Source organism: Micromonospora sp. NPDC005173 (genome assembly GCF_040608515.1).
Taxonomy (GTDB): Bacteria; Actinomycetota; Actinomycetes; order Mycobacteriales; family Micromonosporaceae; genus Micromonospora.
The window spans coordinates 1-23,255 of sequence record NZ_JBEXIK010000017.1 but is presented as its reverse complement, the minus strand read 5'-3'; the positions used below and the strand labels follow the sequence as shown (position 1 = coordinate 23,255).

Annotated in this window: 20 protein-coding genes and 1 pseudogene; 5 read left to right on the top strand and 16 right to left on the bottom strand. The window is 73.8% G+C overall.

Features of this window, described 5'->3' with window-relative positions:
- Positions 1-20: 20 nt before the first annotated feature.
- From ABZV00_RS19960 to ABZV00_RS19945, 4 genes are all read right to left on the bottom strand, one after another.
- On the bottom strand, positions 21-221 hold the full coding sequence (locus ABZV00_RS19960; RefSeq protein WP_074318010.1) for a DUF3046 domain-containing protein: 201 nt from the start codon (positions 219-221) through the stop codon (positions 21-23).
- A gap of 4 nt (positions 222-225) precedes the next feature.
- Entirely contained in the window at positions 226-1,608 is a 1,383-nt protein-coding gene (locus tag ABZV00_RS19955; protein ID WP_355608268.1) for an MFS transporter, read from the bottom strand.
- Between the two features lie 91 nt (positions 1,609-1,699).
- A complete protein-coding gene (locus ABZV00_RS19950; RefSeq protein WP_355608265.1) occupies positions 1,700-2,404 on the bottom strand; it encodes a UdgX family uracil-DNA binding protein in 705 nt (234 codons plus the stop codon).
- Between the two features lie 294 nt (positions 2,405-2,698).
- On the bottom strand, positions 2,699-4,039 hold the full coding sequence (locus tag ABZV00_RS19945; protein WP_355608262.1) for an aminotransferase class I/II-fold pyridoxal phosphate-dependent enzyme: 1,341 nt from the start codon (positions 4,037-4,039) through the stop codon (positions 2,699-2,701).
- A gap of 34 nt (positions 4,040-4,073) precedes the next feature.
- On the opposite strand from ABZV00_RS19945, the gene ABZV00_RS19940 reads away from it, so the two are divergent.
- Positions 4,074-5,315, top strand: a complete 1,242-nt coding sequence (locus ABZV00_RS19940; RefSeq protein ID WP_355608259.1) for a bifunctional pyridoxamine 5'-phosphate oxidase family protein/GNAT family N-acetyltransferase — start codon at positions 4,074-4,076, stop codon at positions 5,313-5,315.
- On the top strand, positions 5,315-5,986 hold the full coding sequence (gene leuE / locus ABZV00_RS19935; RefSeq protein ID WP_355608256.1) for a leucine efflux protein LeuE: 672 nt from the start codon (positions 5,315-5,317) through the stop codon (positions 5,984-5,986). Before ABZV00_RS19940 ends, leuE begins: the two co-directional genes overlap by 1 nt.
- Before the next feature lie 11 nt (positions 5,987-5,997).
- Here the strand turns inward: leuE and ABZV00_RS19930 are convergent, their stop codons facing one another.
- The 10 genes from ABZV00_RS19930 to ABZV00_RS19885 form a co-directional block, all read right to left on the bottom strand.
- The gene (locus ABZV00_RS19930) at positions 5,998-6,927 is read right to left on the bottom strand and encodes a sporulation protein (RefSeq protein WP_355608254.1); all 930 of its coding nucleotides are present in this window, start codon (positions 6,925-6,927) and stop codon (positions 5,998-6,000) included.
- Between the two features lie 151 nt (positions 6,928-7,078).
- Complete coding sequence (locus ABZV00_RS19925; RefSeq protein ID WP_355608251.1) at positions 7,079-8,143, bottom strand: hemolysin family protein; 1,065 nt, start codon at positions 8,141-8,143, stop codon at positions 7,079-7,081.
- On the bottom strand, positions 8,140-9,507 hold the full coding sequence (locus ABZV00_RS19920) for a hemolysin family protein (RefSeq protein ID WP_355608249.1): 1,368 nt from the start codon (positions 9,505-9,507) through the stop codon (positions 8,140-8,142). The genes ABZV00_RS19925 and ABZV00_RS19920 overlap by 4 nt, the downstream gene beginning before the upstream one ends.
- A gap of 183 nt (positions 9,508-9,690) precedes the next feature.
- The gene (mnhG, locus tag ABZV00_RS19915; protein ID WP_355608492.1) at positions 9,691-10,050 is read right to left on the bottom strand and encodes a monovalent cation/H(+) antiporter subunit G; all 360 of its coding nucleotides are present in this window, start codon (positions 10,048-10,050) and stop codon (positions 9,691-9,693) included.
- Complete coding sequence (locus ABZV00_RS19910; protein ID WP_355608247.1) at positions 10,050-10,313, bottom strand: monovalent cation/H+ antiporter complex subunit F; 264 nt, start codon at positions 10,311-10,313, stop codon at positions 10,050-10,052. The genes mnhG and ABZV00_RS19910 overlap by 1 nt, the downstream gene beginning before the upstream one ends.
- Complete coding sequence (locus ABZV00_RS19905; RefSeq protein ID WP_355608244.1) at positions 10,310-10,918, bottom strand: Na+/H+ antiporter subunit E; 609 nt, start codon at positions 10,916-10,918, stop codon at positions 10,310-10,312. Before ABZV00_RS19905 ends, ABZV00_RS19910 begins: the two co-directional genes overlap by 4 nt.
- Positions 10,915-12,420: a Na+/H+ antiporter subunit D gene (locus ABZV00_RS19900; protein ID WP_355608241.1), complete on the bottom strand. Its 1,506-nt coding sequence runs from the start codon at positions 12,418-12,420 to the stop codon at positions 10,915-10,917. Before ABZV00_RS19900 ends, ABZV00_RS19905 begins: the two co-directional genes overlap by 4 nt.
- Entirely contained in the window at positions 12,420-12,896 is a 477-nt protein-coding gene (locus ABZV00_RS19895; RefSeq protein ID WP_355608239.1) for a Na(+)/H(+) antiporter subunit C, read from the bottom strand. Before ABZV00_RS19895 ends, ABZV00_RS19900 begins: the two co-directional genes overlap by 1 nt.
- 55 nt (positions 12,897-12,951) lie before the next feature.
- Complete coding sequence (locus tag ABZV00_RS19890) at positions 12,952-15,786, bottom strand: Na+/H+ antiporter subunit A (RefSeq protein WP_355608236.1); 2,835 nt, start codon at positions 15,784-15,786, stop codon at positions 12,952-12,954.
- A 170-nt stretch (positions 15,787-15,956) separates the two neighbouring features.
- Positions 15,957-16,343, bottom strand: coding sequence for a hypothetical protein (locus tag ABZV00_RS19885; protein ID WP_328424727.1), 387 nt, complete (start codon positions 16,341-16,343; stop codon positions 15,957-15,959).
- A 178-nt stretch (positions 16,344-16,521) separates the two neighbouring features.
- Between ABZV00_RS19885 and ABZV00_RS19880 the strand changes: the two genes are divergently transcribed.
- Entirely contained in the window at positions 16,522-21,186 is a 4,665-nt protein-coding gene (locus ABZV00_RS19880) for an ATP-dependent helicase (RefSeq protein ID WP_355608232.1), read from the top strand.
- 35 nt (positions 21,187-21,221) lie between these two features.
- Here ABZV00_RS19880 and ABZV00_RS19875 read toward each other — a convergent pair whose 3' ends face one another.
- Positions 21,222-21,821, bottom strand: a complete 600-nt coding sequence (locus tag ABZV00_RS19875; protein WP_355608229.1) for a hypothetical protein — start codon at positions 21,819-21,821, stop codon at positions 21,222-21,224.
- A 154-nt stretch (positions 21,822-21,975) separates the two neighbouring features.
- On the opposite strand from ABZV00_RS19875, the gene ABZV00_RS19870 reads away from it, so the two are divergent.
- Entirely contained in the window at positions 21,976-22,218 is a 243-nt protein-coding gene (locus ABZV00_RS19870) for a CPCC family cysteine-rich protein (RefSeq protein ID WP_355608226.1), read from the top strand.
- Positions 22,219-22,243: 25 nt separating this feature from the next.
- Here the strand turns inward: ABZV00_RS19870 and ABZV00_RS19865 are convergent.
- Positions 22,244-22,699 (bottom strand): annotated as a pseudogene (locus ABZV00_RS19865) (hypothetical protein); the annotation flags it as partial.
- 163 nt (positions 22,700-22,862) lie between these two features.
- On the opposite strand from ABZV00_RS19865, the gene ABZV00_RS19860 reads away from it, so the two are divergent.
- On the top strand, positions 22,863-23,255 hold a 393-nt coding region (locus ABZV00_RS19860), incomplete at its 3' end, for an IS607 family transposase (RefSeq protein WP_355608224.1).

Genomic DNA, 23,255 nt, shown 5'->3' with positions numbered 1-23,255 from the left:
GGAAGCGCCGAAAAGGCTGCTCAGCGTAGTCGGGCGGGCACTCGGTCGGGGTACGCGGCGCACACCGCCCGCCACACCACGTGCGTCTGCTCCCCCGACGCCAACGCCTGCTCGATGGTGCGTCCATCGAGCTGGGACAGCACCTGGTCACGGGCGATGCTGGCCGCGTAGCCGGGCCCGAACGCCTCCTCCAGCCGCGCCCAGAAGTCGGTCAGCCGCACGTGATCAGCCCTCCTCGTCCGGTGCCCCGGTCGGCACCGGGCGCAACGCTAGCGCCACCAGGGGCACCGTCGCGACCGCCGCGAGCAGGGTGAGCACCGGATAACCGGCGACCTGCATGACAAACCCGCTAGCCATGGCGGCGCCAGCCCCGGCCAGCCCCATGGTCAGATCGGACAGCCCCTGGACACTCGGCCGCACGCCGGCCGGCACCGACTCGGAGAGCAGCGTCGAGCCGGCCACCATCGTCCCCGACCAACCCAGCCCGAGCAGCACCAGACCCACCGAGAGCCGGGGCGTGTGGTGCCCGGCGGTGCCGGCGACCGCACAGGCTGCCAGCAGCAGCCCGACCCCACCGAGGATCACCACCCGCCGACCGAGCCGGTCGGTGAGCCAGCCGACCAGCGGGGAGAGGGCGTACATGCCGGCGATGTGCAGGCTCAGCACGATGCCGACCAGCCGCAGCACGTCGGCGTCGGCGTGCGACTCACCGAGCCGCACCGGGGTCATCGACATCACCGCCACCATCACCAGATGGCCGACCGCCACCGCCGCGATGCCGAGCCGGGCGGCGGGCCGCCCGCGTACCACCGACCAGGCCACCCGCATCCCGGCGCCGCGCGGCGCGCGCACCTCGACCGGCGCGGCGGCCGGCGCCACACCGCCACCGACCGGGCCGCCGTCCGCTGGCGCCTCGGCGGCCAGCACGGCCGCCGGCACGTCGGCCACCGGCGCGTCAGCCGCCGCGAGACGGCGCGCGGTGAGCAGCGGGTCGGGCCGGAGCAACCCGAGAAGTACGCCGCCGGCCAGCACGAACGCGGCCGCGCTGAATGCGAACGGGCCGGCCAGCGGCGGCAGCCCCCAGCCACTCGTGACCCGGTCGGCCAGGGCGGCGAAGTTCGGAGCGGCCACCGCGCCGATGGTGGTGGCCCAGACGATCAGGGAGAGCTGGCGAGCCCGGCGGGCAGGCTCGGCGAGGTCCACCGCCGCGTAACGGGCCTGGAGGTTCGCGGCAGTGCCTCCGCCGAAGAACAGCATGCCGAGGAAGAGCAGCGGCACCGAGCGGGTGACCGCGGCCAGCACCACCAGCACGCCGCCGACGGCACCCACCGCGTACGCCACCACCAGGCCCGGCCGCCGGCCGTGCCGCGCCATGATCCGGGTGACCGGGATGGCGAGCAGCGCCGCGCCGACCACCCCGGCGCTCTGCGCCAGGCCGGCTACCGCGGTGCCGGCGATCCGGGCGGCGAGCAGCGCACCGACGGCAATGCCGATGGTCACGCCGATGCCGCCGATGATCTGGGTGGTGAAGAGCAGCCGCAGGGTACGCCGCTGGATCGGCGCGACGTCGGGGCGGACGGTACGTGGCGCGCTCAGGTCGGTGGCCATCGGCGCTCCTCAGGACGGGGGTGCCCATCCTCGCGCACCCGCTGCCGCCGACGGCAGTGGGTTTCGCTGTCAGCCGATCCGACGCTCGTTCTCAGGCGGGCAGGGCGCGGGTGGCGACGGTGAGGTCGGCGACCAGTCCCTCGTACGCCTTGTCCTGGTCGTCGGCGCGCAGCACGGCGGACGGGTGGATGGTGGCCAGCAGCCGGGCCGGCGGCACGTCGGCCACCGTGCCGGCGCTGTCCACCGGCACACGGGTGAAGTCCTCCGGGTGCTGAGCCGAGGCTGGCCAGGGCAGCAACTCCCCGCGCTGCTTCGTCACCCGGAAGGACGGGCCGAGCAGCGCCTTGGCGGCGGTCGCGCCGAGCACCACCACGATCTCCGGCCGGAGCCGGGCGAACTCGGCGACCAGCCAGGGCCGGCAGGCGGTGATGTGCACCTGGTCCGGGGTCTGATGGATCCGCCGTTTGCCGCGCAGCTCAAAACGGAAGTGCTTCACGCTGTTGGTGAGGTACAGCTGCCTCGGGTCCAGCCCGGCGTCGTCGACCGCGCGGCGCAGCAGCCGACCGGCCGGACCGACGAAGGGCAGCCCCTTCTGGTCCTCCAGGTCGCCGGGCTGCTCCCCGACCAGCACCACTCGCGCGCTCTCGTCGCCCCGGCCGAAGACCGTCTGCGAGGCGTCCCGGTACAGCTCGCACCCCCGACAGCCACCCGCGGCGGCACGCAGCTCGTCGATGGTGTCCGCGTCGGGAGGGATGAACCGCTGGGCGCCCGGGGCACTCCCGGTCTCCTTGGCCATGCCGACTGTTATATACCTGTTCGGTGCCTCGTGCCGGGTACGCCCCGGCGACTGCGGGCAGCCGGTCGTACCGCGTCAGTACCCGTTGCCGCCGCCGCCGTCGCCGGACGCCATCGCGATCAGCACGATCACGATGATGATGATCACCACCGCCACCGCGATCCAGATCCCCTTGCGCGTCCCACCTGAAGCCATGGTCCCCACCTCCGGCGCCCCGCATACCCACCCCACGCAGCCCAAACCGTCGCGATCTCCCGCTTTCTGTCTGACGGGACCTGGTCGGGGAGAGGTGGGTCAGGTGGAGAAGCCGGGGAGTGGGGTCGGGTCCGCGGCCTGGGCCAGCGCGGCGGCCAGCGGGGCGAGATCGGACGTGGCGAGAGGGCTGATGGTGATGCGGAGGCCGGGCGGGGCGGCGATTCGGTAGAGGCTGCCGGGGGCCACCGACCAGCCGGCGTCGCGCAGCGCGGTGACCGCGCTGGTCTCGTCGGCCACCGGCAGCCAGACGTTGATGCCGCTGCGGCCGTGCGCGGTCAGGCCGTGCTCCGCCAACGCGGCCAGCAGCCCCTCGCGCCGCTGCTCGTAACTCTCCGCCGCCCGCTCCACCAGCTCGGCGACCGCCGGGTCCCGCCACAGCGCGAGCACCAGTCGTTGCAGCACGGTGGAGACCCAGCCGGCGCCCACCCGCGTCCGGCCGGTCACCCGGGCCACCGTGGTCTCGTCGCCGGCCAGCACGGCCAGCCGCAGGTCCGGGCCGAAGGGTTTGCTCGCCGACCGGAGGAAGGCCCAGCTCGGGGTCGCCCCGGCCAGCGGGTGCAGGGGTACGCGGGCCAGCTCGGCGGCATGGTCGTCCTCGATCAGCAGCAGGTCCCGCCGGCCGGCGAGCAGCGCCCGCAGCGCCTCGGCCCGGGCGGCGGAGACGGCCGCGCCGGTCGGGTTCTGCGCCCGGCTGGTGACCACCAGCGCCCGCGCACCGGCAGCGAGCGCGGCCGCCACCCCGGCCACCAACGGACCCTCGTCGTCCAGCGGTACGCCGATCGGGCGTAGCCCCAGCGCGGCGACCAGGTCGAGCAGGTTGGCCCAGCCCGGATCCTCCACCGCCACCGCGTCGCCGGGACGCAGGTGGGCGCCGAGCAGCCGCTCGATGCCGTCCAGCGCGCCACCGGTGAGGGTGAGCTCCCCGGCCGGCACTCCGTCGGCGCTCAGCCGGGCGCGGGCCGCCGCCGCAAGCTCGGGCAGCACTCCGGCGGTGGAGTAGCCGACCGGCGGGCCGGCCTCGGCGGCGAGGGCCGCCAGGTGCGGGCCGAGCGAGGGCAGCAGCCGGGAGTCGGGCTCGCCCCGGGACAGGTCACGGGCGCCGGGCAACGGCGCCGGGCGCAGCGCGGAGCGCCGGGCGGCCACCGGTGGGCGGGGGCGCACCCGGGTGCCGTGCCGCCCGGCGGTGGCGAGCAGGCCGCGCTGGCGCAGCTCCTGGTAGGCGCGGGCGACAGTGGCCGGGCTGACGCCCAGCTCGGCGGCGAGCACCCGGACCGGTGGCAGGGCGGTCCCGGGTGGCAGGGCACCCGTACGGATGCCCGACTCGATGCTGGCCGAAATCGCGACGGCCGTCGTCCCGGCGAACTGATAGCGTGCTGACACAAATCGGAGATTGTACTAGAACAAAGGGGCGAGCATGTACCCACCCACCGCCCGGACCACTCCCAACCGTTCCCGCGACAAGATGAGCTACGACCGGGACGCCGCGCACGCCGTGCTCGACGAGGCGTACCACTGCGCGCTGGGGTTCACCGTCGACGGCCAGCCGCGGGTGCTACCCACCCTGCACGTACGGATCGGCGACACGCTCTACCTGCACGGCTCCACCGGCAGCCGGCCGCTGCTCGCCGCCCGGGGCGACGGGCTGCCGGTCTGCGTCACGGTGACCCTGCTCGACGGGCTGGTCTACGCCCGCTCCCAGTTCCACCACAGCGCCAACTACCGCTCAGTGGTCGCGCTGGGCACCGCCCGGCTGGTCACCGACGAGCGGGAGAAGATCGCCATGCTCACCGCGCTGGTGGAGAAGGTGGGCGCGGGACGCAGCGCGGACAGCCGCCCGCCCAGCCGGCGGGAGCTGGCCGAGACCGCCGTACTGGCACTGCCGCTGCGCGAGGTGTCGGTCCGGGCCCGCAGCGGAGGAGTCCGCGAGGACGAGGCCGACCTGCACCTGCCGCACTGGGCCGGGGTCCTGCCGCTGCGGCTGACCGCCGGGCTGCCCGAGCCGGACGCCGGAGTCACCGCGCCGCTGCCGGCGTACCTCCGGGCGCCCCGCACGCCCTGGCACGACCCGGCCCCGATGAGCGGCGAACACGTCCGGCTGGAGCCGCTGGACCTGGCCCACGCCGACGAGCTGCACACCGCCACCGCCGACGAGGAGGTCTGGCGGCACATGAACGTCGCGGCACCGAGCGCGCCAGACGGGACCGCCGAGGTGATCGCCGCCGCGCTGGCCGCGCAGCACCGCGGCGAGCGGGTGCCCTGGGTGCAGCGCTGCGCGGCGACCGGGGCGGTGGTCGGCAGCACGTCCTACTACGAGATCGACCCGGAACGGCGGTCGGTCGCGATCGGCTACACCTTCCTGGGCCGGCCGTGGTGGCGTACCGGGATCAACACCGAGGCGAAGCTGCTGCTGCTCAGTCGGGCCTTCGACGAGCTGGGCGCGGTGCGGGTGGCCTGGCACACCGACATCCGCAACGAACGCTCGCAGGCGGCCATCGAACGGCTCGGCGCCACCCGGGAGGGCGTGCTGCGGATGCACCGGCAACGCCCGGACGGCTCCTGGCGGGACACCGTGCAGTACGCGATGACCGTCGACGAGTGGCCGAACGCACAGCTCAGGCTCCGGGAAAGGCTTCGCCGGACGGCACCGGTGGCGTGATGATGGCGGGCGTGCTGGGGATCACCGACATCTGGACGTACGTGCTGGGCACCGTGGCCATCATCCTGCTGCCCGGGCCGAACTCACTCTTCGTGCTCTCCACCGCCGCCAAACGGGGCGTGGGGGCCGGCTACCGGGCCGCTGGCGGGGTGTTCGTCGGCGACGGGGTGCTGATGTTCCTCTCCGCCGCCGGGGTGGCGTCGCTGCTCAAGGCGTACCCGCCGGTGTTCATGGTGATCAAGTACGTCGGCGCCGCGTACCTCGGGTATGTCGGGGTGACCATGCTGCGCGGCGCCTGGCGGCGCTGGCGCGACCGCAACAACCCGAGCACGCCGCGGCTCATCGACGCCGCGGAGCCGGCGGCGATGCGCAGCCCGTTCCGCAAGGCGCTGGTGATCAGCCTGCTGAACCCGAAGGCGATCCTGTTCTTCATCTCGTTCTTCATCCAGTTCGTCGACCCCGGCTACGCCTGGCCGGCGCTGTCGTTCCTGCTGCTGGGGCTGATCGCTCAGGTGACCAGCGCGCTCTACCTGACCGCGTTGATCTTCGCGGGCACCTTCCTGGCCGCGCAGTTCAGCCAGCGCCGCCGGCTCGCCGCCGGCGGCACCACCGCCGTCGCCGCGCTCTTCCTCGCCTTCAGCCTCAAGCTCGCCACCGCCAGCGCCGGCTGACCCGACCCTGGTCAGGTGCCGTCACCGCCGGAGCCGCCACCACCGACGCCGGCCCCGCCAGCGGTGCCGCCCAGGCCGAAGCCGGGCCGGACCGGCTCGTCGGGATGGCGACTCACATGGGCGGACTCGCTGATCTGCGCGGACCAATCGGCGTGCGCGGCTGCGGCGGCGTGCCGGTTGATGGCTTGGCGCAACCAGCCGTCCACGGTGGTGACCCAGTCCCGCCGGTCGGCGTCCGCGTGCCAGATCCGGAACCGGCTGATGCTCTGGTGGGTGATCCCGGCCAGCGCCAGCCGGCGGTCCATCCAGAGAATCGCCTCCAGACCCGCCGAGTTGGTCACGAAGATCACCTCCAGCTCGGTGATCGGGCCGGCGTAGAGCGGCGCCACCCAGTAGCCCCACCGCTGGTGCAGCGGCAGGGTGTGCTCCACCCCGGGCAGCCCACCCTCCTGCAACCCGGCTTGGCGGATCACGAAACCCAGCGTCTCCAGCGCCGCCAGCACGTGCTGCTGGGTGGGGATCGGGTGCACGAAGACCGGCACCATGGCGCCCTGATCCAGCTCCGGGTCGACAGACACCTCGGTCCGCAGCCCCATCCGCAGGTTCAGCAGCGGCACCCCGCCGAAGATGGTCACCGGGGTCTCCCACGGCAACGGCATCGCGAAGTCGACCGCTCGCCGACGACCGGCCGGCACGACGAACCGGCCGGCGATCGGCACCTGACAGAACTGCATCAGGCGCCGGGCAGCGGCCGGGTCATCCGGCTCGACCGTGGTGACCAGGCCGAGCCGGATGTGCCGCACCAGCACGTCGTCCGGCCCGGCCGCCAGCGTCACCCGCCCTGGCAGGCGCAGGCCCGGTCGGGTGCTCGGATTGGCCAGCGTGGTCTGCACGGACAGCCCGGTCCAGCCGGACTCCCGGGACACCCCCGTCAGCCGCACCGCGCCCCCTCCACCAGGCCACGCTCACAGCCACCTCAACCCCCGCGAGGCCCCCTCAACTCTCGCGGACCCCGCGCGTGGCCCCCTCAACTCTCGCGGACCCCGCGCATGGCCACCTCAACTTCCGCGAAGAGGGACCACCCCTCCGGTTTCATCTCATGCGGCGGCCGCGCGGCACCGTGTCGGTCTCGTCGTCGAATTCGCCGATGACCTCCTCCAACAGGTCCTCCAGCGCCACGAAACCGATCGGCCGGGCCGGGCCACCCCCGTTGCGCACGAGCGCGAGCTGGGACTGCCGGGCCCGCATCGCGGCCACCGCCTCGGTGACCGAGGAGGTCGCGGGCAGGGTGAACGCGGGGGTCATCAGCTCCCCGACGGTGGCGCTGCGGCCGGCGGTGACCACCCGCACCGCCTCCCGGACGTGCACCAGGCCGCAGACGTCACCCGCCTCGTCCAGCACCGCCAGCCGGGACCGGCCGCTGTCCCGGCTGACCTGCTCGATCCGCTCGGCCGGGTCGTCCCTGCCAACGGTGACCATGGTGGCGAACGGCTCCATCACCTGCGCGACCGATGTGCCCTGCAACTCCAGCATGCTGGTGAGCAGCTGGTGCTGCTCGGCACCGAGCAACCCGTGCTCGCGGGACTGCTCCAGCAGGATCCGCAGCTCGTCCGGGCCGTGCACCTGGGCCAGCTGATCCTGCTGGTTGACCCCGAACAGCCGCAGGATCGCGTTGGCCATGGCGTTGAGCGCGGAGAGCACCGGCCGGGACACCCGGGCGAAAGCACGGAACGGCAGCGCGAGCAGGATGGCCGAGCGCTCCGGGTCGGTGATCGCCCACGACTTCGGCGCCATCTCCCCCACCACCAGGTGCAGGAAGGTGACCACACCGAGTGCGAAGATCAGAGCGATCCCGTGGCTGGCCGCGTCCGGCAGACCCACGGCGTGCAGCAGAGGGCTGAGCAGGTGCTCGATGGCCGGCTCGGCCAGCGCGCCGAGCCCCAGGGTGCACAGCGTGATGCCGAGCTGCGCGCCGGCCAGCATCAGCGACAGCTCGCGGACGCCGTCCAGCGCGGCCTGGGCCGCCCGGCCGCCGCTCGCCGCCGCCTGCTCCAGGCGGTACCGCTTGCTGGCGATCAGGGCGAACTCGGCGGCCACGAAGAACCCGTTCAGCGCCAGCAGGACCACCGAGACGAACAGTGCGATCCCGGGGCTCATGCGGACACCTCGCTTCGCTCGCCCGGCTCGGTCAGCTGAAGCCGGACCGAGTCGGCCACGTGCCGGTCCACGGCCAGCACCTCGACCAGCGCCCGGGGCTCCGCCTCGCCGTCTTCGGCGTCGGCGCCCTCGGGCAGCAGCCTGATCTCCAGCCGGTCGCCGACCTCCGGTACCCGGCCCAGCTCCCGCATGACCAGCCCGGAGAGGGTGTCGTACTCCGGGGCCTCGGGCAGTGCGATGCCAGTGCTGTCGGCGACCTCGTCGATCCGCCAGCGGGCCGGCACCACCCAGGACCCGTCGTCCTGCCGGGCGGGCGCCCGCTCGGGCGGGTCGTCCTCGTCCCGGATCGGGCCGACCAGTTCCTCGGCGATGTCCTCCAACGTGATCACGCCGGCGAAGCCGCCGTACTCGTCGACCACGCAGGCCATCTGTCGGTGCCCGGACCGCAGCCGGTCGAGCACCGTGGGCAGCGGCAGCGTCTCCGGCACCAGCAGCGGCGGCCCGGCCACCGCGCTCACCGGGGTGGTGGCCCGCTCCCCCGGCGGTACGCCCAGCACGTCGGCGATGCCGACGATGCCGATCAGGTCGTCGACGCCGTCCGCGCCGCGCACGGGGAACCGGGAGTGACCGGTGTCCAGCAACTCCACCACCCGGCTCACCGGCTCGTGCGCCCGTACGGTGTGCACGTCGACCCGGGGCACCATGGCCTCGCCGGCGGTCAGCTCCCGGAAGTCCAGACCTCGGTCGAGCAGCGTGGACATCTCGGCGTCCAGCGTGCCCTCCTCGCGGGACTCGGCGATGATCTGTTCCAGGTCGGCAGGGGTGGCACCGCTGGGCAGCTCCTCGATCGGCTCGATGCCGATCCGGCGGAGCAGCCGCACCGACGCCCGGTCGAAGAGCCGGATCACCGGCCCGGCGATGGCGAGGTACACCAGGGTGGACCGGCTCAGCACTCGGGCCAGCGGCTCGGCCCGGGCGATGGCCAGGTTCTTGGGGGCCAGCTCACCGAGGACCATCTGCACCACGGTGGCGAAGATCAGAGCCAGCGCCACCGACAGCGGCAGGCTGATCGCCTCGCTGACGCCGGCCAGGCCGAACAGGTCGGCGAGGCCGCCGCCGAGGAACGGCTCAGCGACGTACCCGACCAGCAGTGCGGTGACGGTGATGCCGAGCTGCGCTCCGGAGAGCATGAAGGAGAGCCGGCTGGTGACGGCCAGTGCCCGGGCGGCGGCCTGGTCGCCGTCATCGGCGAGCTGGCGGAGCTTGCCCCGGTCCACGGCGACATAGCCGAACTCCTGCGCCACGAAGTAACCGGTGGCGGCGGTGAGCACGATAATCAGAAGAAGGCCAACGACGATCAACACGGGTCGCTCAGGGCTCCCGGGGTCGTCGGGGCGGGAAGATGCCGGGCACAACCCGGCTGGCTACTGCTGCCCTCCTGGGCAGACGAGTCGATCATGTCGCTATTTTATCGGCGCTGTCTGGGACTCCGCTGGGGGTGGGCCGAAGGGGCCTGATCGTCCGGTTCACGCGCCGCCGTTCGATCGTCACGCCGGTCCTGCCCGGCCGCCACCCGGGTTGCGTCCGGCCAGTTCGTCCGCGTCGAGCAGATTTCGGTCCAGCCGGCCGGACCGGTACGCCGCGCGGCCGACCATCTGCGCCGCGACCGGCACGGTGGCCAGCTGGAAGACCCCCACCAGCAGGATCATGCCGAGATCCGCCGGGCTACGCAGTCGCAGCGCGATGCCGAGCAGCAGCAGGAGCACCCCGAGCACCTGCGGCTTGGTGGCCGCGTGCATCCGGGACAGCGCGTCCGGAAAGCGCAGGGCGCCGATCCCTGCGGCCAGGCCGAGCAGCGCGCCGGCCACCAGGCAACCGGCACCGAGCCAGTCCGCGATCGTCCCGATCACGGCTGCTCCCGGACGGCGAAGCGGACCATTGACACCGTGCCGACGAAGCCGAGCAGGGAGAGCACCACCAGCACGGGCAGCGTGGTGGCGTGTCGGTTGACCGCCGCCTCGGCGCCCACCGCGCCGACCATGGTGGCGAGCAGCACATCCGCGGCGATCACCCGGTCCAGCAGCGATGGGCCCCGGTAGAGCCGGGCCAGCGCGAGCAGCGCGGTCACCGACAGCAGGGCGGTGAGGACGACGGCCAGGAACGTGGTCACGGGCGGGTACCCCTCTCGACGGGATCGGACTGGACGCGGCGCAGCTCGGCGGCGGAGCCCACCGCGCGGATGATCCGCCGCTCGACGGCGAGGGTGCGCTCCCGGGCGGCGGTCAGGTCCGCCGGCCCGTGGGTGTCCAGCACGTGCAGGTAGAGCGTCCCGGAATCCCGGTCGAGCTCGAGGATCAGCGTGCCGGGCACCAGCGAGACCGCCTCGGCGGTGAGCGCCAGGTTCAGGTCGGTGGGCACCCGCAGCTGAACCGCGATGATCGCCCCGCGCGGCCGGTAGCCGGGCTGCACGGCGATCCGGGCGACGTGCAGGCTCGCGCTCACCAGTTCCGTGCCGAAATTGACCACGAACACCAGCAGCGCCCAGGGGCGCAGGCGGCCGCCGAAGGTGACCGGCGGCAGCGGGAAGAACAGCAGCACCGCACCGCCCACCAGCAGGCCGCCGGCCAGGTTGGCCCAGTTGACCTCGCCCCAGAGCAGGTTCCAGACCACCACCAGCCAGCCGAGCGCCAGCGCCTGGTCCCGCCAGCGCCCGAGCCGACCCCGCCGCGGGGGTGGGCCGGCGGCCGCCGGAGCCGTCCCGCGCGGGCCGGTCACGGTGCGCCACCCGGCAGCACGGCCCGCACGTACGGGGTACGCGAGATCAGGTCGGCGGCCGAGTCGGCGGTGACGTCGAAGATCGGGCCGGCCAGCACGGTGAGCGCCAGCCCGAACGCGACCAGGCCCCCGGTGGCCCCGAGCATCAGCGTGGGTACTCGGACGGCGGGCTCCGCGGTGGCCAGCCGGGGCGACCGCCAGAAGGCGATGTTCCACACCCGGGAGGCCACGTAGAGGGTGAGCAGGCTGGTCAGCGTGCCGGCCGCGACCAGTGCCCAGGGCAGCGGACCGCCGGCTGCCGCCCCGGCCTGGAGCAGGCCGAGCTTGCCGAGGAAGCCGGAGAACGGCGGCACCCCGGCGAGGTTCATCGCCGGGACGAAGAACAGCACGCCGAGCAGCGGCGCCATCCGGGCCAGCCCGCCAAGGCGGCGCAGGTCGGTGCTGCCGGCCCGCTCCTCGACCAGCCCGGCGACCAGGAACAGCGTGGTCTGGATGGTGATGTGGTGCACCACGTAGAAGATCGCGCCGGCGAGGCCGGCGGCCGTGCTCAACGCCACCCCGAAGATCATGTAGCCGATGTGGCTGACCAGGGTGAACGAGAGGAGCCGCTTCAGGTCCGACTGGGCCACCGCGCCGAGGATGCCGACCAGCATGGTCAGCCCGGCGACGACCATGAGCAGCCCGTCGACCTGCCCGCCCGGGAAGAGCAGCGTCTCGGTGCGGATGATCGCGTAGACGCCCACCTTGGTGAGCAACCCCGCGAAGACGGCGGTGACCGGGGCTGGCGCGGTGGGGTAGCTGTCCGGCAGCCAGGCCGACAGGGGGAAGACCGCCGCCTTGATCGCGAAGCCGAGCAGCAGCATCAGCTCGAGGGTCAGCCGGACGCTGTCCGGCAGGTCGTCGAGGCGCTGGGCGAGCTGGGCCAGGTTGAGTGTGCCGGTGGCCGCGTACACCAGCCCCACCGCGGTCAGGAAGATCATCGATGAGAGGATGCTGACCACGACGTACGTCGAGCCGGTCCGGATCCGGGTCTCGGTGCCGCCCAGCGTGATCAGCACGAAGCTGGCGGCCAGCAGGATCTCGAAACCGACGAAGAGGTTGAACAGGTCACCGGCGAGGAACGCGTTGGTGACGCCGGCGGTGAGCACCAGGTACGTCGGGTGGAAGATGGCCACCGGCGCGGTCTCGTCCCTCTCGCTCCCGCCCTGGCCGATCGAGTAGAGCAGCACGCAGAGGGTGACCGCCGACGAGACCACCAGCATCAGTGCGGCGAGTTGATCGGCGATCAGGACGATGCCGACCGGCGCCGGCCAAGCGCCCACCGCCATCACCACCGGCCCGTGCCGGTACGCCTGCACCAGCAGCAGAACCGCCACGGCGAGGGTGCCGCTCAGGCAGAGCGTGCTGACCGCCCGCTGGAGCCGGGGCCGGGCAGCCAGCAGCAGGGTCAGCGCCGCACCGAGCAGCGGCACCACCACCGGCAGCGGCAGCAGCGCGCTCATCACGCCTCGTCCCCGCGCCGCAGCCGACGCCGGGCGGGCTCGGGATCGACCTGCTCCGGGTCTTCGTCCGGGCCCTCCCCACCGACGTCCATGGCGCCCGTCTCGTTGCGCTCGGCCCGGCGGATGATCTGCTGGTCCTCAAGGTCGTCGGGCACCTCGTCGTCGCCGCTGAGATACCAGCTGCGGTACGCCACGGCGAGCAGGAACGCGGTGAACCCGAAGGTGATCACGATGGCGGTCAGCACCATGGCCTGCGGCAGCGGATCGCTCATCCGGTCCACCGGGCCGGTGCCGACGATCGGTGCCCCACCGGACCGGCCGCCCAACAGGATCAGCAGGTTGACCCCGTTGCCGATCAGGATCACGCCGAGCAGGATCCGGGTCAGGCTGCGCTCCAGCAGCAGGATCACCCCGCACCCGACCAGCACCCCGACGGCGAGCACCAGCACCAGCGTGGGCCCCGCGCCGCCGGTCACGGTGCCACCTCTGATCGCGACTGCGGGGCTCGCAAAACCGGCTCACTCCTCGCGCTCACGCCCGATCCCCCTTGTCGACGGCGAGCCCGCCGGTGGCGGTTCCGGTCGCCTCGATGTGCCGGTCCACCTCGGCTCCCAGGCTGCGCAGGACGTCCAGCACCAGCCCGATCACGACCAGGTACACGCCGACGTCGAAGAAGAGCGAGGTGACCAGGTGGGTGTCGCCGATCAGCGGTAGGGACTGATCGACCTTGGCGCTCTCCAGCACCGATCCGCCGGCCAGCAGCGCCACCACGCCCGTGCCCACCGACACGGCCAGCCCGGCGCCGAGGACCGTGCCGGCGCCGACCGGGGCAGCCTCGGCCAGCTCGTACCGGCCGCCGGCCAGGTAGCGGACCACCAGGGCGAGACCCGCCACCAGCCCACCGGCGAAGCCGCCGCCCGGCGCGTTGTGCCCGGAGAAGAGCAGGAACAGGGAGAACAGCACCACGGTGTGGAAGATCAGCCGGATGACCACCTCCAGGACGATCGACCGCCGCTCCTCGTGCAGCGTGGGCCCTCCGCGCAGCCACACCGGCCGGCCGGTTCGGGTGGCCCGACTGTCCGACCCCGGCCGGCGCGGCCGTGGCCCGCCGCGGGACCGCTCGAAGACCAGGCTGGCCACCCCGGTCGCGGCCACCACCAGCACCGACAGCTCCCCCATGGTGTCCCAGGCCCGAATGTCGACCAGGGTCACGTTGACCACGTTGCGGCCGTATCCCTGGGCCACCGCCAGATCCGGAAAGGCGGCGGAGATCTCCGGTGCCCGGCGGGCGCCCGCCGCGACGAGGGCCAGCCCGGCGGCCACCACGCCGGCCGCCACCCCGATCGCCCGGCGGGCCCACCGGCTGCGGCGCAGCGGGCGGGCCGAGAACCGTTCCGGCAGGCGGCGCAGCACCAGCACGAAGACCGCGATGGTCGCGGTCTCCACCAGGAACTGGGTGAGCGCGAGGTCGGGCGCGCCGTGCAGGACGAACAGCAGGGCGATGCCGTAGCCGGTCATCCCGACCAGCAGCATCGCGGTCAGCCGGCGGCGGGCACCGACCGCCAGCACCGCGGCCACCGCGATCACCACCACGACAACCGGTTGCAGCGCGGAGTCCCAGAGCGGGATCCGAGCGTGCCACGGGCCCGCGGCGAGCATCGCCCCGCCGGGCAGCAGCACCAGGACGACCAGGATGATGCCCAGATACTGTGGCAGGGAGCCACGCTGGGTCGCTCCGGTGACCTCGATGGCCATCCGGTCGAACCGGCCCACGATCCACTCGTACCCCTGGCTGCCGGTGATCGGCGAGTGGGTCCGGGCCAGCACCGGGGCGAGCGGTCCGCGCAGGGCGAAGAGCAGGCCGCCGCCGGCGAGCGCCAGCACGGTCAGGCCGAGCGCCGGGCTGGGTCCGGACCAGAGCGCCAGATGCGCGTGCACCCCGCCGAGCAGATCGGCGTACGGGCGCAGCAGGCCGTCCAGCACGCTGGCGGCCGGGCCGGCGAGCAGGCTGGCGCCGGCCAGCACGGCCGGTGGGACCAGCAGCGACCCGGCGACCCGGCCTGCCTGGACCGGCTCCACGCCGGGCCGGTCGGCGAACGCGCCCCAGAGGAAGCGGGCGCTGTACGCGACGGTGAGCACCGTCCCGGCAACCAGACCAGCGAGGATCACCGGCTGGTCGGTGAACGCCGCGAACACTGCCTCCTTGGCCACGAAGCCGACCAGCGGCGGCAACCCGGCCATCGACGCCGCGGCCAGCACAGCGACCACGAACAGCGGCCGGGACCAGTGCCGCAGCCCGGACAGTTGGCGCAGGTCGCGGGTGCCGGCGCTGTGGTCGATGACGCCGACGACCAGGAACAGCGCCGCCTTGAAAAGCGCGTGCGACAGCAGCATCGCGGTGCCGGCCAGGGCGGCGTCCGGGGTGCCGGCCCCGGTCACCGTGACCAGCAGGCCAAGCTGGCTGACCGTCCCGTATGCCAGCAACAGCTTCAGGTCGGTCTGCCGCAGCGCCGCCCAGCCGCCGAACAGCATGGTGGCCAGGCCGGCGACCTGCACCACGGGCCGCCACGGGCCGACCGTGGCGAGCACCGGCGCGAGCAGCCCGATCAGGTAGACGCCGGCCTTGACCATGGCGGCGGCGTGCAGGTACGCGCTGACCGGGGTGGGTGCCGCCATCGCGGCCGGCAGCCAGGTGCTGAACGGCAGCACCGCCGACTTGGACAGCGCGCCGGTCAGGATCAGCAGCACCGCGGTGACCAGGTACCCGCCGCCGGGCAGCGGCTGTGCGGCTATCTCGGACCAGCGGTAGCTGCCGGCGTGCTCGCCCAGCATGATGAACCCGACCAGCATTGCCAGCCCGCCCAGCGTGGTGACGGTCAACGCGTGCGCTGCCGCCCACCGGCTGGACCGCCGTTCGGTGCTGTGGCCGATCAACAGGTACGAGAAGATCGTGGTCAGCTCCCACCCCACGTAGAGCAGCAGCAGGTCGTCGGCGAAGACCAGCACCAGCATCGCGCCGGCGAAGGCGACCAGAACCCCGGCGAACTGCGCCAGCCCGGTCGAGCCGGCGGCGAAGTACCGGGCGCAGTAGACCAGCACCAGCGCGCCGATGCCGCCGATCAGCAGGGTCATCAGCCAGGACAGCGTGGTGAGCCGTAGCGCGATGTCGAGGCCCAACTGCCGGATCCACGGGTACGTCTCGACCACCGCCCCGCCGTGGCTGACGGCCGGGGTGCGGGCCACCGCCCAGCAGAACGCGGCGGCCGGCGCCAGCGCCAGCGGGTAGCACGCTCGTGGCCCCCACCACCGGACGAGCAGCGGCGCGGATAGGGCCGCCACGAGGTGGAGGATGAGCAGTACCAGCACTCGCGCTCCCGATCGAGGTGGCCGACGCCGGACAGCGGTGGCGCCTAGCAGCGATCAGACGTCAGTTCGTCGCTCGCCGGGCCGTTTTGCCGGAATTCGTGCGCTGTCGGCGACGGGCGGGTGCGCCAGGCGTGCGAGGTGCGGCAGCAGGCCGCGGACATCGTCGGCGGTCAGCGCAGCAGGGCGTCCTCGACGGGCACCGTGTCGTCGCTGGCCGGGCGGCCTCGTGCCAACTCGGCGAGCAGGTCGACGCGACCGAGCTGACGCGCGACCTTGTCGACCACCCGCTCCGCGGCGGCCAGCGACCGCACCGAGAGCAGCCGGCCACGGCTCTCCCGGCGCAGCACGAAGTAGTGGACGGCGACGCGGACCTGGCCGCGGTCGGCGGCGCTGGCCTGGGCGGTCGAGACGACCAACTCGCGCAGGCAGCGGGCGAGGCGTTCGGCGAGCTGCAGCTCGGCACCGTGCAGGCCGCCGCGGAGCGTGGCGAGGTGGCTGTCGACCTTGCGGATCAGCACATCGGTGCCGGGTTCGACGTTGCGCTGCTCGCCGGCCATCCGATCCCTCCACCCCGGTTCGCGTTGCGAGTGAAGTTACTTTATGTTGCTCCTCAGAAGCAAGCAGTTAAGTGAGACTTAACGTATTAAGCGCGCGTTCGGTGCTTATGCCGTTCAGCCGGACACATTCCACCGTGGATCGTTCGTGGTTGTCGTACCAGCGGGGCACGATGGACCGGTGACCGGCGCAGACGCAGACACCGGCGCGGCGCTCGCCGGGTTCGGCCCGGCCACCCGCGCCTGGTTCGACGCCGCCTTCGCCGCGCCCACCGCCGCCCAGGCCGGCGCCTGGCGATCGGTCGCCGCCGGCCGCAACGCCCTCGTCGTGGCGCCCACCGGCTCCGGCAAGACGCTCGCGGCCTTCCTGTGGTCGCTGGACCGGCTGGCCCGCGAGCCGGCTCCGGCCGAGGCCCGACAGCGGTGCCGGGTGCTCTACGTCAGCCCGCTCAAGGCGCTCGCCGTCGACGTGGAGCGCAACCTGCGCGCCCCGCTGGCCGGCATCCGGCAGGCGGCGACCCGGCTCGGCGTCGCCCCGCCCGACATCACCGTCGGGATGCGCACCGGCGACACCCCGGCCGACGAGCGCCGAGCCTTCGCCCGCACCCCACCGGACATCCTCATCACCACGCCCGAGTCGCTGTTCCTGCTGCTCACCTCCGCCGCCCGGGATTCACTGCGCGGCGTCCAGACGGTGATCGTCGACGAGGTGCACGCGGTGGCCGGCAGCAAGCGCGGCGCCCATCTCGCCCTCTCGCTGGAACGGCTCGACGAGCTGCTGCCCGCCCCGGCACAGCGGATCGGCCTCTCCGCGACCGTCCGGCCGATCGACGCCTGCGCCCGCTTTCTCGGCGGCGCCCGGCCGGTCGACGTCGTGCAGCCGGCCACGCCGAAGACCATCGAGGTCAGCGTGCAGGTCCCGGTGGAGGACATGACCCGCCTGGACGAGCAGGAGCAGCCGTCGGAGGACGCCCTCGGCGGTCCCGGGCCGCGCCGCGCCTCGATCTGGCCGGCCGTGGAGGAGCGGGTCTTCTCCCTGATCGGGGCACACCGCTCCACCATCGTCTTCACCAACTCCCGGCGCAGCGCCGAGCGGCTCTGCGCGCGGCTCAACGAGTTGGCCGCCGAGGAGGTGGCCAGCGCGCAGGCCGCCGCACAGGCAGGCGACGGCGCGGTCGGCGTACCGGACGGGTGGTCGCCGGGCGACGGCCCGGTGGGCGACGCGCCGCGGTGGGGTGGCCCGGCCGGTCCGGTCCGCAGCCGGCCCCCAGCCGAGGTCATGGCCCAGTCCGGCGCGGCCACCGGCGCGACGCCGGTGATCGCCCGGGCGCACCACGGCAGCGTCTCCCGGGAGGAGCGCAAGCACATCGAGGAGGCGCTCAAGTCCGGCCAGCTCCCGGCGGTGGTGGCCACCTCCAGCCTGGAGCTGGGCATCGACATGGGCGCGGTCGACCTGGTGGTGCAGATCGAGGCGCCGCCGAGCGTGGCCGCCGGGCTGCAACGGGTCGGCCGGGCCGGGCACCAGGTGGGCGCGGTCTCCCGCGGGGTGGTCTTTCCCAAGCACCGCGGCGACCTGCTCTCCTGCGCGGTGGTCGCCGAGCGGATGACCGACGGCGCGATCGAGGAGCTGCACTACCCGCGCAACCCGCTGGACGTGCTGGCCCAGCAGATCGTCGCCATGGTGGCACTGGAGCCGTGGCGGGTCGGCGACCTGGCCGTGCTGGTCCGCCGGGCCGCGCCCTTCGCCGAGCTGCCCGACTCCGCGCTGCACGCCGTACTGGACATGCTCTCCGGCCGCTACCCGTCCACCGCCTTCGCCGAGCTGCGCCCCAGGCTGGTCTGGGACCGGGCCACCGACTTGCTCACCGGCCGCCCCGGCGCGCAGCGACTCGCGGTGACCAGCGGCGGCACCATCCCCGACCGGGGCCTGTTCGGGGTCTTCCTGGCCGGCGCCGAGCGCGCCGCCCGGGTCGGCGAGCTGGACGAGGAGATGGTCTACGAGTCGCGCGTCGGCGACGTCTTCCTGCTCGGCTCGTCCTCCTGGCGGATCGAGGAGATCACCCCGGACCGGGTGCTGGTCTCGCCGGCCCCCGGGCAGGCGGCCCGGATGCCGTTCTGGAAGGGCGACCAGCTGGGCCGGCCGGTCGAGCTGGGCCGCGCCATCGGCGCCCGGGTGCGCACCCTGCTGCGCCAGACCGACGAGGCGGCGCTGGCCGCGCTGCGCGCCGGCGGGCTGGACGACTGGGCAGCCGCCAACCTGATGGCGTACCTGCGCGAGCAGCGGGAAGCCACCCGCTCGCTGCCCGACGACCGGACGATCGTGGTCGAGCGGTTCCGCGACGAGCTGGGCGACTGGCGGCTGGCCGTGCACAGCGTCCTCGGCGCGCGGGTCAACGGGCCGTGGGCCCTCGCGGTGGGCCGCCGGCTGGCCGAGCGCTACGGGGTGGACGCCCAGGTGATGCCCTCCGACGACGGCATCGTCGTGCGCCTGCCGGACACCGCCGACGAGCCACCCGGCGCCGACGTGGTGGTCTTCGAGCCCGACGAGATCGCCCAGCTCGTGGAGGAGTCGGTCGGCACCTCGGCGCTGTTCGCCGCTCGATTCCGGGAGTGCGCCGCCCGGTCGCTGCTGCTGCCCCGCCGCGACCCGCGCCGCCGCCAACCGCTCTGGCAGCAGCGGCAACGTGCCGCGCAGTTGCTCGACGTGGCCCGCGAGTACGCCGACTTCCCGGTCACTCTGGAGGCCGCCCGGGAGTGCCTCCAGGACGTCTTCGACCAGCCTGCGCTGGCCGGGCTGATGCGCGACCTGGCCAACCGCAAGGTGCGGCTGGTCGAGGTGGAGACCAGCCAGCCGTCCCCGTTCGCCCGGTCACTGCTCTTCGGCTACGTCGGGGCGTTCCTCTACGAGGGCGACGCCCCGCTCGCCGAGCGGCGCGCCGCCGCGCTCGCCCTGGACTCGACGCTGCTCGGCGAGCTGCTCGGCCGGGTCGACCTCCGCGAACTGCTGGACCCGACGGTGCTCGCCGAGACCGAGCGGCAGCTGCGCTGGCTGACCGAGCAGCGCCGCCCACGCGACGCCGAGGACGTGGTCGAGCTACTGCGGGTGCTCGGCGACCTGAGCACCGCGGAGCTGGCCGAGCGGGGCGCGCCGGAGACCTGGCTGACCGAGCTGGAGGCCGCCCGCCGGGTGTTGCGGGTCCGGATCGCCGGCCAGCAGCGCTGGGTCGGCGTCGAGGACGCCGCCCGGCTGCGCGACGCGCTCGGCGTGGCACTGCCGGTCGGGGTGGCCGAGGCGTACCTCGCCCCGGTGGCCGACCCGCTCGGCGACCTGGTGGCCCGCTACGCCCGCACCCACGGGCCGTTCGCCGCGGCGAGTTGCGCGGCCCGCTTCGGGCTCGGCGTGTTCGTGGTGGAGCAGACGCTGCGCCGGCTCGGCGCCACCGGGCGGGTCGTCTCCGGGGAGTTCACCCCGGATTCGGCCGGTGCCCAGTGGTGCGACGCGGAGGTACTGCGGCTGCTGCGCCGCCGCTCGCTCGCGGCGCTGCGCCGGGAGATCGAGCCGGTGCCGCCCCGCGCGCTGGCCACCTTCCTGCCCCGCTGGCAACAGGTCGGCTCGTCCGCCCGGGGGGTGGAGGCGCTCGCCGCGACCGTGGAGCAGTTGCAGGGCGCGGCGGTGCCAGCGTCCGCCCTGGAGCGGCTGGTGCTGCCCGGCCGGGTCGCCGACTACTCCCCCGCCCAGCTCGACGAGCTGTGCGCCAGCGGGGAGGTGCTCTGGGCCGGGTCGGGGGCGATCTCCGGCGGCGACGGCTGGGTCACCCTGGCGTACGCGGACTCCGCGCCGCTGCTGCTCCCGCCGCCCGACGAGGCGCTGACCCGGACCCCGCTGCACGAGGCGGTGCTCGACGCACTCGGCGACGGGCAGGCGCTGTTCTTCCGGCCACTGGCCGACCGGGTCGGCGCGACCGACGACGCGGCGCTGACCGCCGTGATCTGGGACCTGGTCTGGGCCGGTCACCTCACCAACGACACCCTCGCCCCGCTACGCGCGGTGCTCGGCGCCGGCGGTGCGCACCGCTCCCGACCGTCCGCGCCGCGTACCCGCTACCGGCGGCCGGGCCGGGTGGCGCTGCCCAGCCGGGGAGGTCCGCCGACGGTCGCCGGCCGCTGGTCGCGGCTGCCGGAGCGGGACCTCGACCCGACCCGGCGCGCCGCCGCCCTCGCCGACGTGCTGCTGGAGCGGCACGGGGTGGTCACTCGCGGCGCGGTGATGGCCGAGCAGGTGGTCGGCGGGTTCGCCGCCGTCTACCCGGTGCTGTCGGCGTTGGAGGAGCGCGGCGCGGCCCGCCGGGGCTACTTCGTGGAAGGGCTGGGCGCAGCGCAGTTCGCGGTGCCCGGCGCGGTCGACCGGCTGCGCGCACTGGCAGAGCCGGCCGACGGCGCCCGTGGCCGGGGCACCCCGGCCACGGTGCTCGCCGCCACCGACCCGGCCAATCCGTACGGTGCGGCGCTGCCCTGGCCGGAACGGGTGGTCGACTCTGGCGACGGGGCCGTCCCCGCGACCGGGCACCGGGCCGGCCGTAAGGCGGGCGCCCTGGTGGTGCAGGTCGGCGGCGACCTGGTGCTCTACGTGGAGCGCGGCGGCCGGACGCTGCTCTCCTTCACCGACGAAGGCGACACGCTCGCCGCAGCCGGCAAGGCGCTCGCCGACGCTGTCCACTCCGGAGCGTTGGGTGCCATGTCGGTGGAGCGGGCCGACGGCGAGGCGGTGCGCTCGTCGGCGCTGCGCGACGCGCTGACCGCCGCCGGCTTCCGGGCCACCCCGCGCGGCCTGCGCCTCCGCGGCTGACCCCGCCTGCCGAACGGCCTACGCCGGCTCGGTGCTCAGCGCAGGTTGGCGAGGACCTTCTCGTAGCGCGGGCGGTCGGCGGCCGGGGTCTTCGCCTCCAGGTAGTTGAGCACCACCGCACCGCGCTGGTACGACTGGCCGCTCCAGGTCGCCGCGATGTCACTGGCGCTGATCTCGTCGGGGAACACGTACACCGTGACGGCGTCGGTGGCGATGAGCTCGGAACAGCCCAGGCCGAGCCCGTCCGGGCCGCAGTCGACCGAGCGGTCCTTCGGGTGCGTCGCCTTCAGACCGGCGGCGACGAACGCGTCGACGACCTGCTTCGCGCCGGGCGCCCCGGGTGGGCGCTGGGGCAGCACCACCGGCGGCGGGCTGGACCGGCGCTCAGTCGGCCCCTGCGGAGCGGCGGGCGGCGGGGCCGGCAGGACTGGCCGGGCTGACGGAGCCGACGAGGGCGCGGCACTGCCGGCGCTGGGCGCGACTGTCGAGGGCATCGGCGCCGCCGGCAGCCCGGTGGCCGCCGGAGCCGAGACGGACGAGGCGTCCGGCCGGTCGGCGTCGTCGCTGCCACAGCCGGCGGTGAGGGCGACGGCGACCATGAGTGCTCCGACGGCCGGCATGCTCCGATATGTCACCAGGGCAGTCTCCCCAACGGCACTCGGCGGCGGGAGTGGCCGGTGGGCCAGTGCGCCTGTCCCATATCCGCCAGCCGGCGGTGGGCCTTTGGGGTGGCTCCGGGCGACCTCCTGCGGGTCGCCCGCTGATATTCAACTGTGGAATGCTTCCCCGGTGGGTGAACACGTAGTTCCCGTGGGTTGTCCCTGCTGCGCCTCCCGGACCGGCGGCGGGACGTGCCCGGTCTGCTTCTGGACCGACGACGGTCAGACCGACGCCGATGCCGACGCCGTCCGGGGCGGCCCCAACGGCGATCTCAGCCTCTCGCACGCCCGCCTCAACTACGCCGTCTACGGTGCCAGCCACCCGCGCTACCAGGACATGGTGCGCCAGGCCCGCTCCGACGAGCGCCCCTGACGGCGCCCGACGGAACGAACTCGGCTCAGCAGACCGGCACCGCGCCTCCGTACAAGCTGGAGATGTACGCGTGGCTGACGTACTGCCCGCTGGCCAGGCGGTTCCACCGGGTGGTGGTGCGGTAGCGGCCGGCCACCGACTGGCCGGTGACTTAGCACTGGATCGGCACGTTGGCGAACCGGGCGGCGAGGCCCCGGATCGGGGACGACGTGCTGGCGGCGGTACGGATGTTGAGCGGCCCGTCGCCCACCACCCCGCGCGGCCCGCCACCGGTCCACAGGTAGGCCACGTCTACCCAGGCGTTGGTGGTCAGCTTCAAGCCGTCCCAGAAGGTGCCGTCGGCCAGGTCGACGCCGGCCGGGTTGAGCACGGTGCGGCCGAACTGGTCCCGCCCGCCGTTGTAGCCGGACTGGTACGCGGCCTGCGCCTCGGGTCGGCCCTGCGGCAGGTTCTTCCAGTTCTCCCGCACCGCGGAGGGGTTGCTAACTGCTTGTTGTGGAGTGTCCATGAGTGACTGTTAGGTGCTTTTAGTGTTGTATGATCCTCGTTGTGAATCTGACGGAATGGGCTAAGGCGCAAGGTGTTGCACCGCGTACTGCGTATCGCTGGTTCCGTGAGGGCACGTTGCCGGTCCTGCGCGACGGGTGGGGCCGCGCACGATCCTGGTGAACATCGAAGCGAACACCGTGCCGGAAACGGTCGGTGGTGTCGGGTTGTATGCCCGTGTTTCCGCGCATGGCCGGACGGACGATCTGGAGCGGCAGACCGCCCGCTTGGCCCGGTGGGCAGCGCAGGCTGGTCACCGTGTCGTCCGTGTGGAGTCGGAGATCGGCTCCGGGATGAACGGTGGCCGTTCCAAGGCCCGTCGGCTGCTGGCCGACCCGCAGGTGAGCATCGTGGTGGTGGAGCACAAGGACCGGCTGGGCCGGATGAATGTGGAGCTGGTCGAAGCCACGCTCGCCGCCCACGGCCGTCGTCTCGTCGTCTTGGACGAAGGTGAAGTCGAAGACGACCTGGTGCGGGACATGGTGGAGATA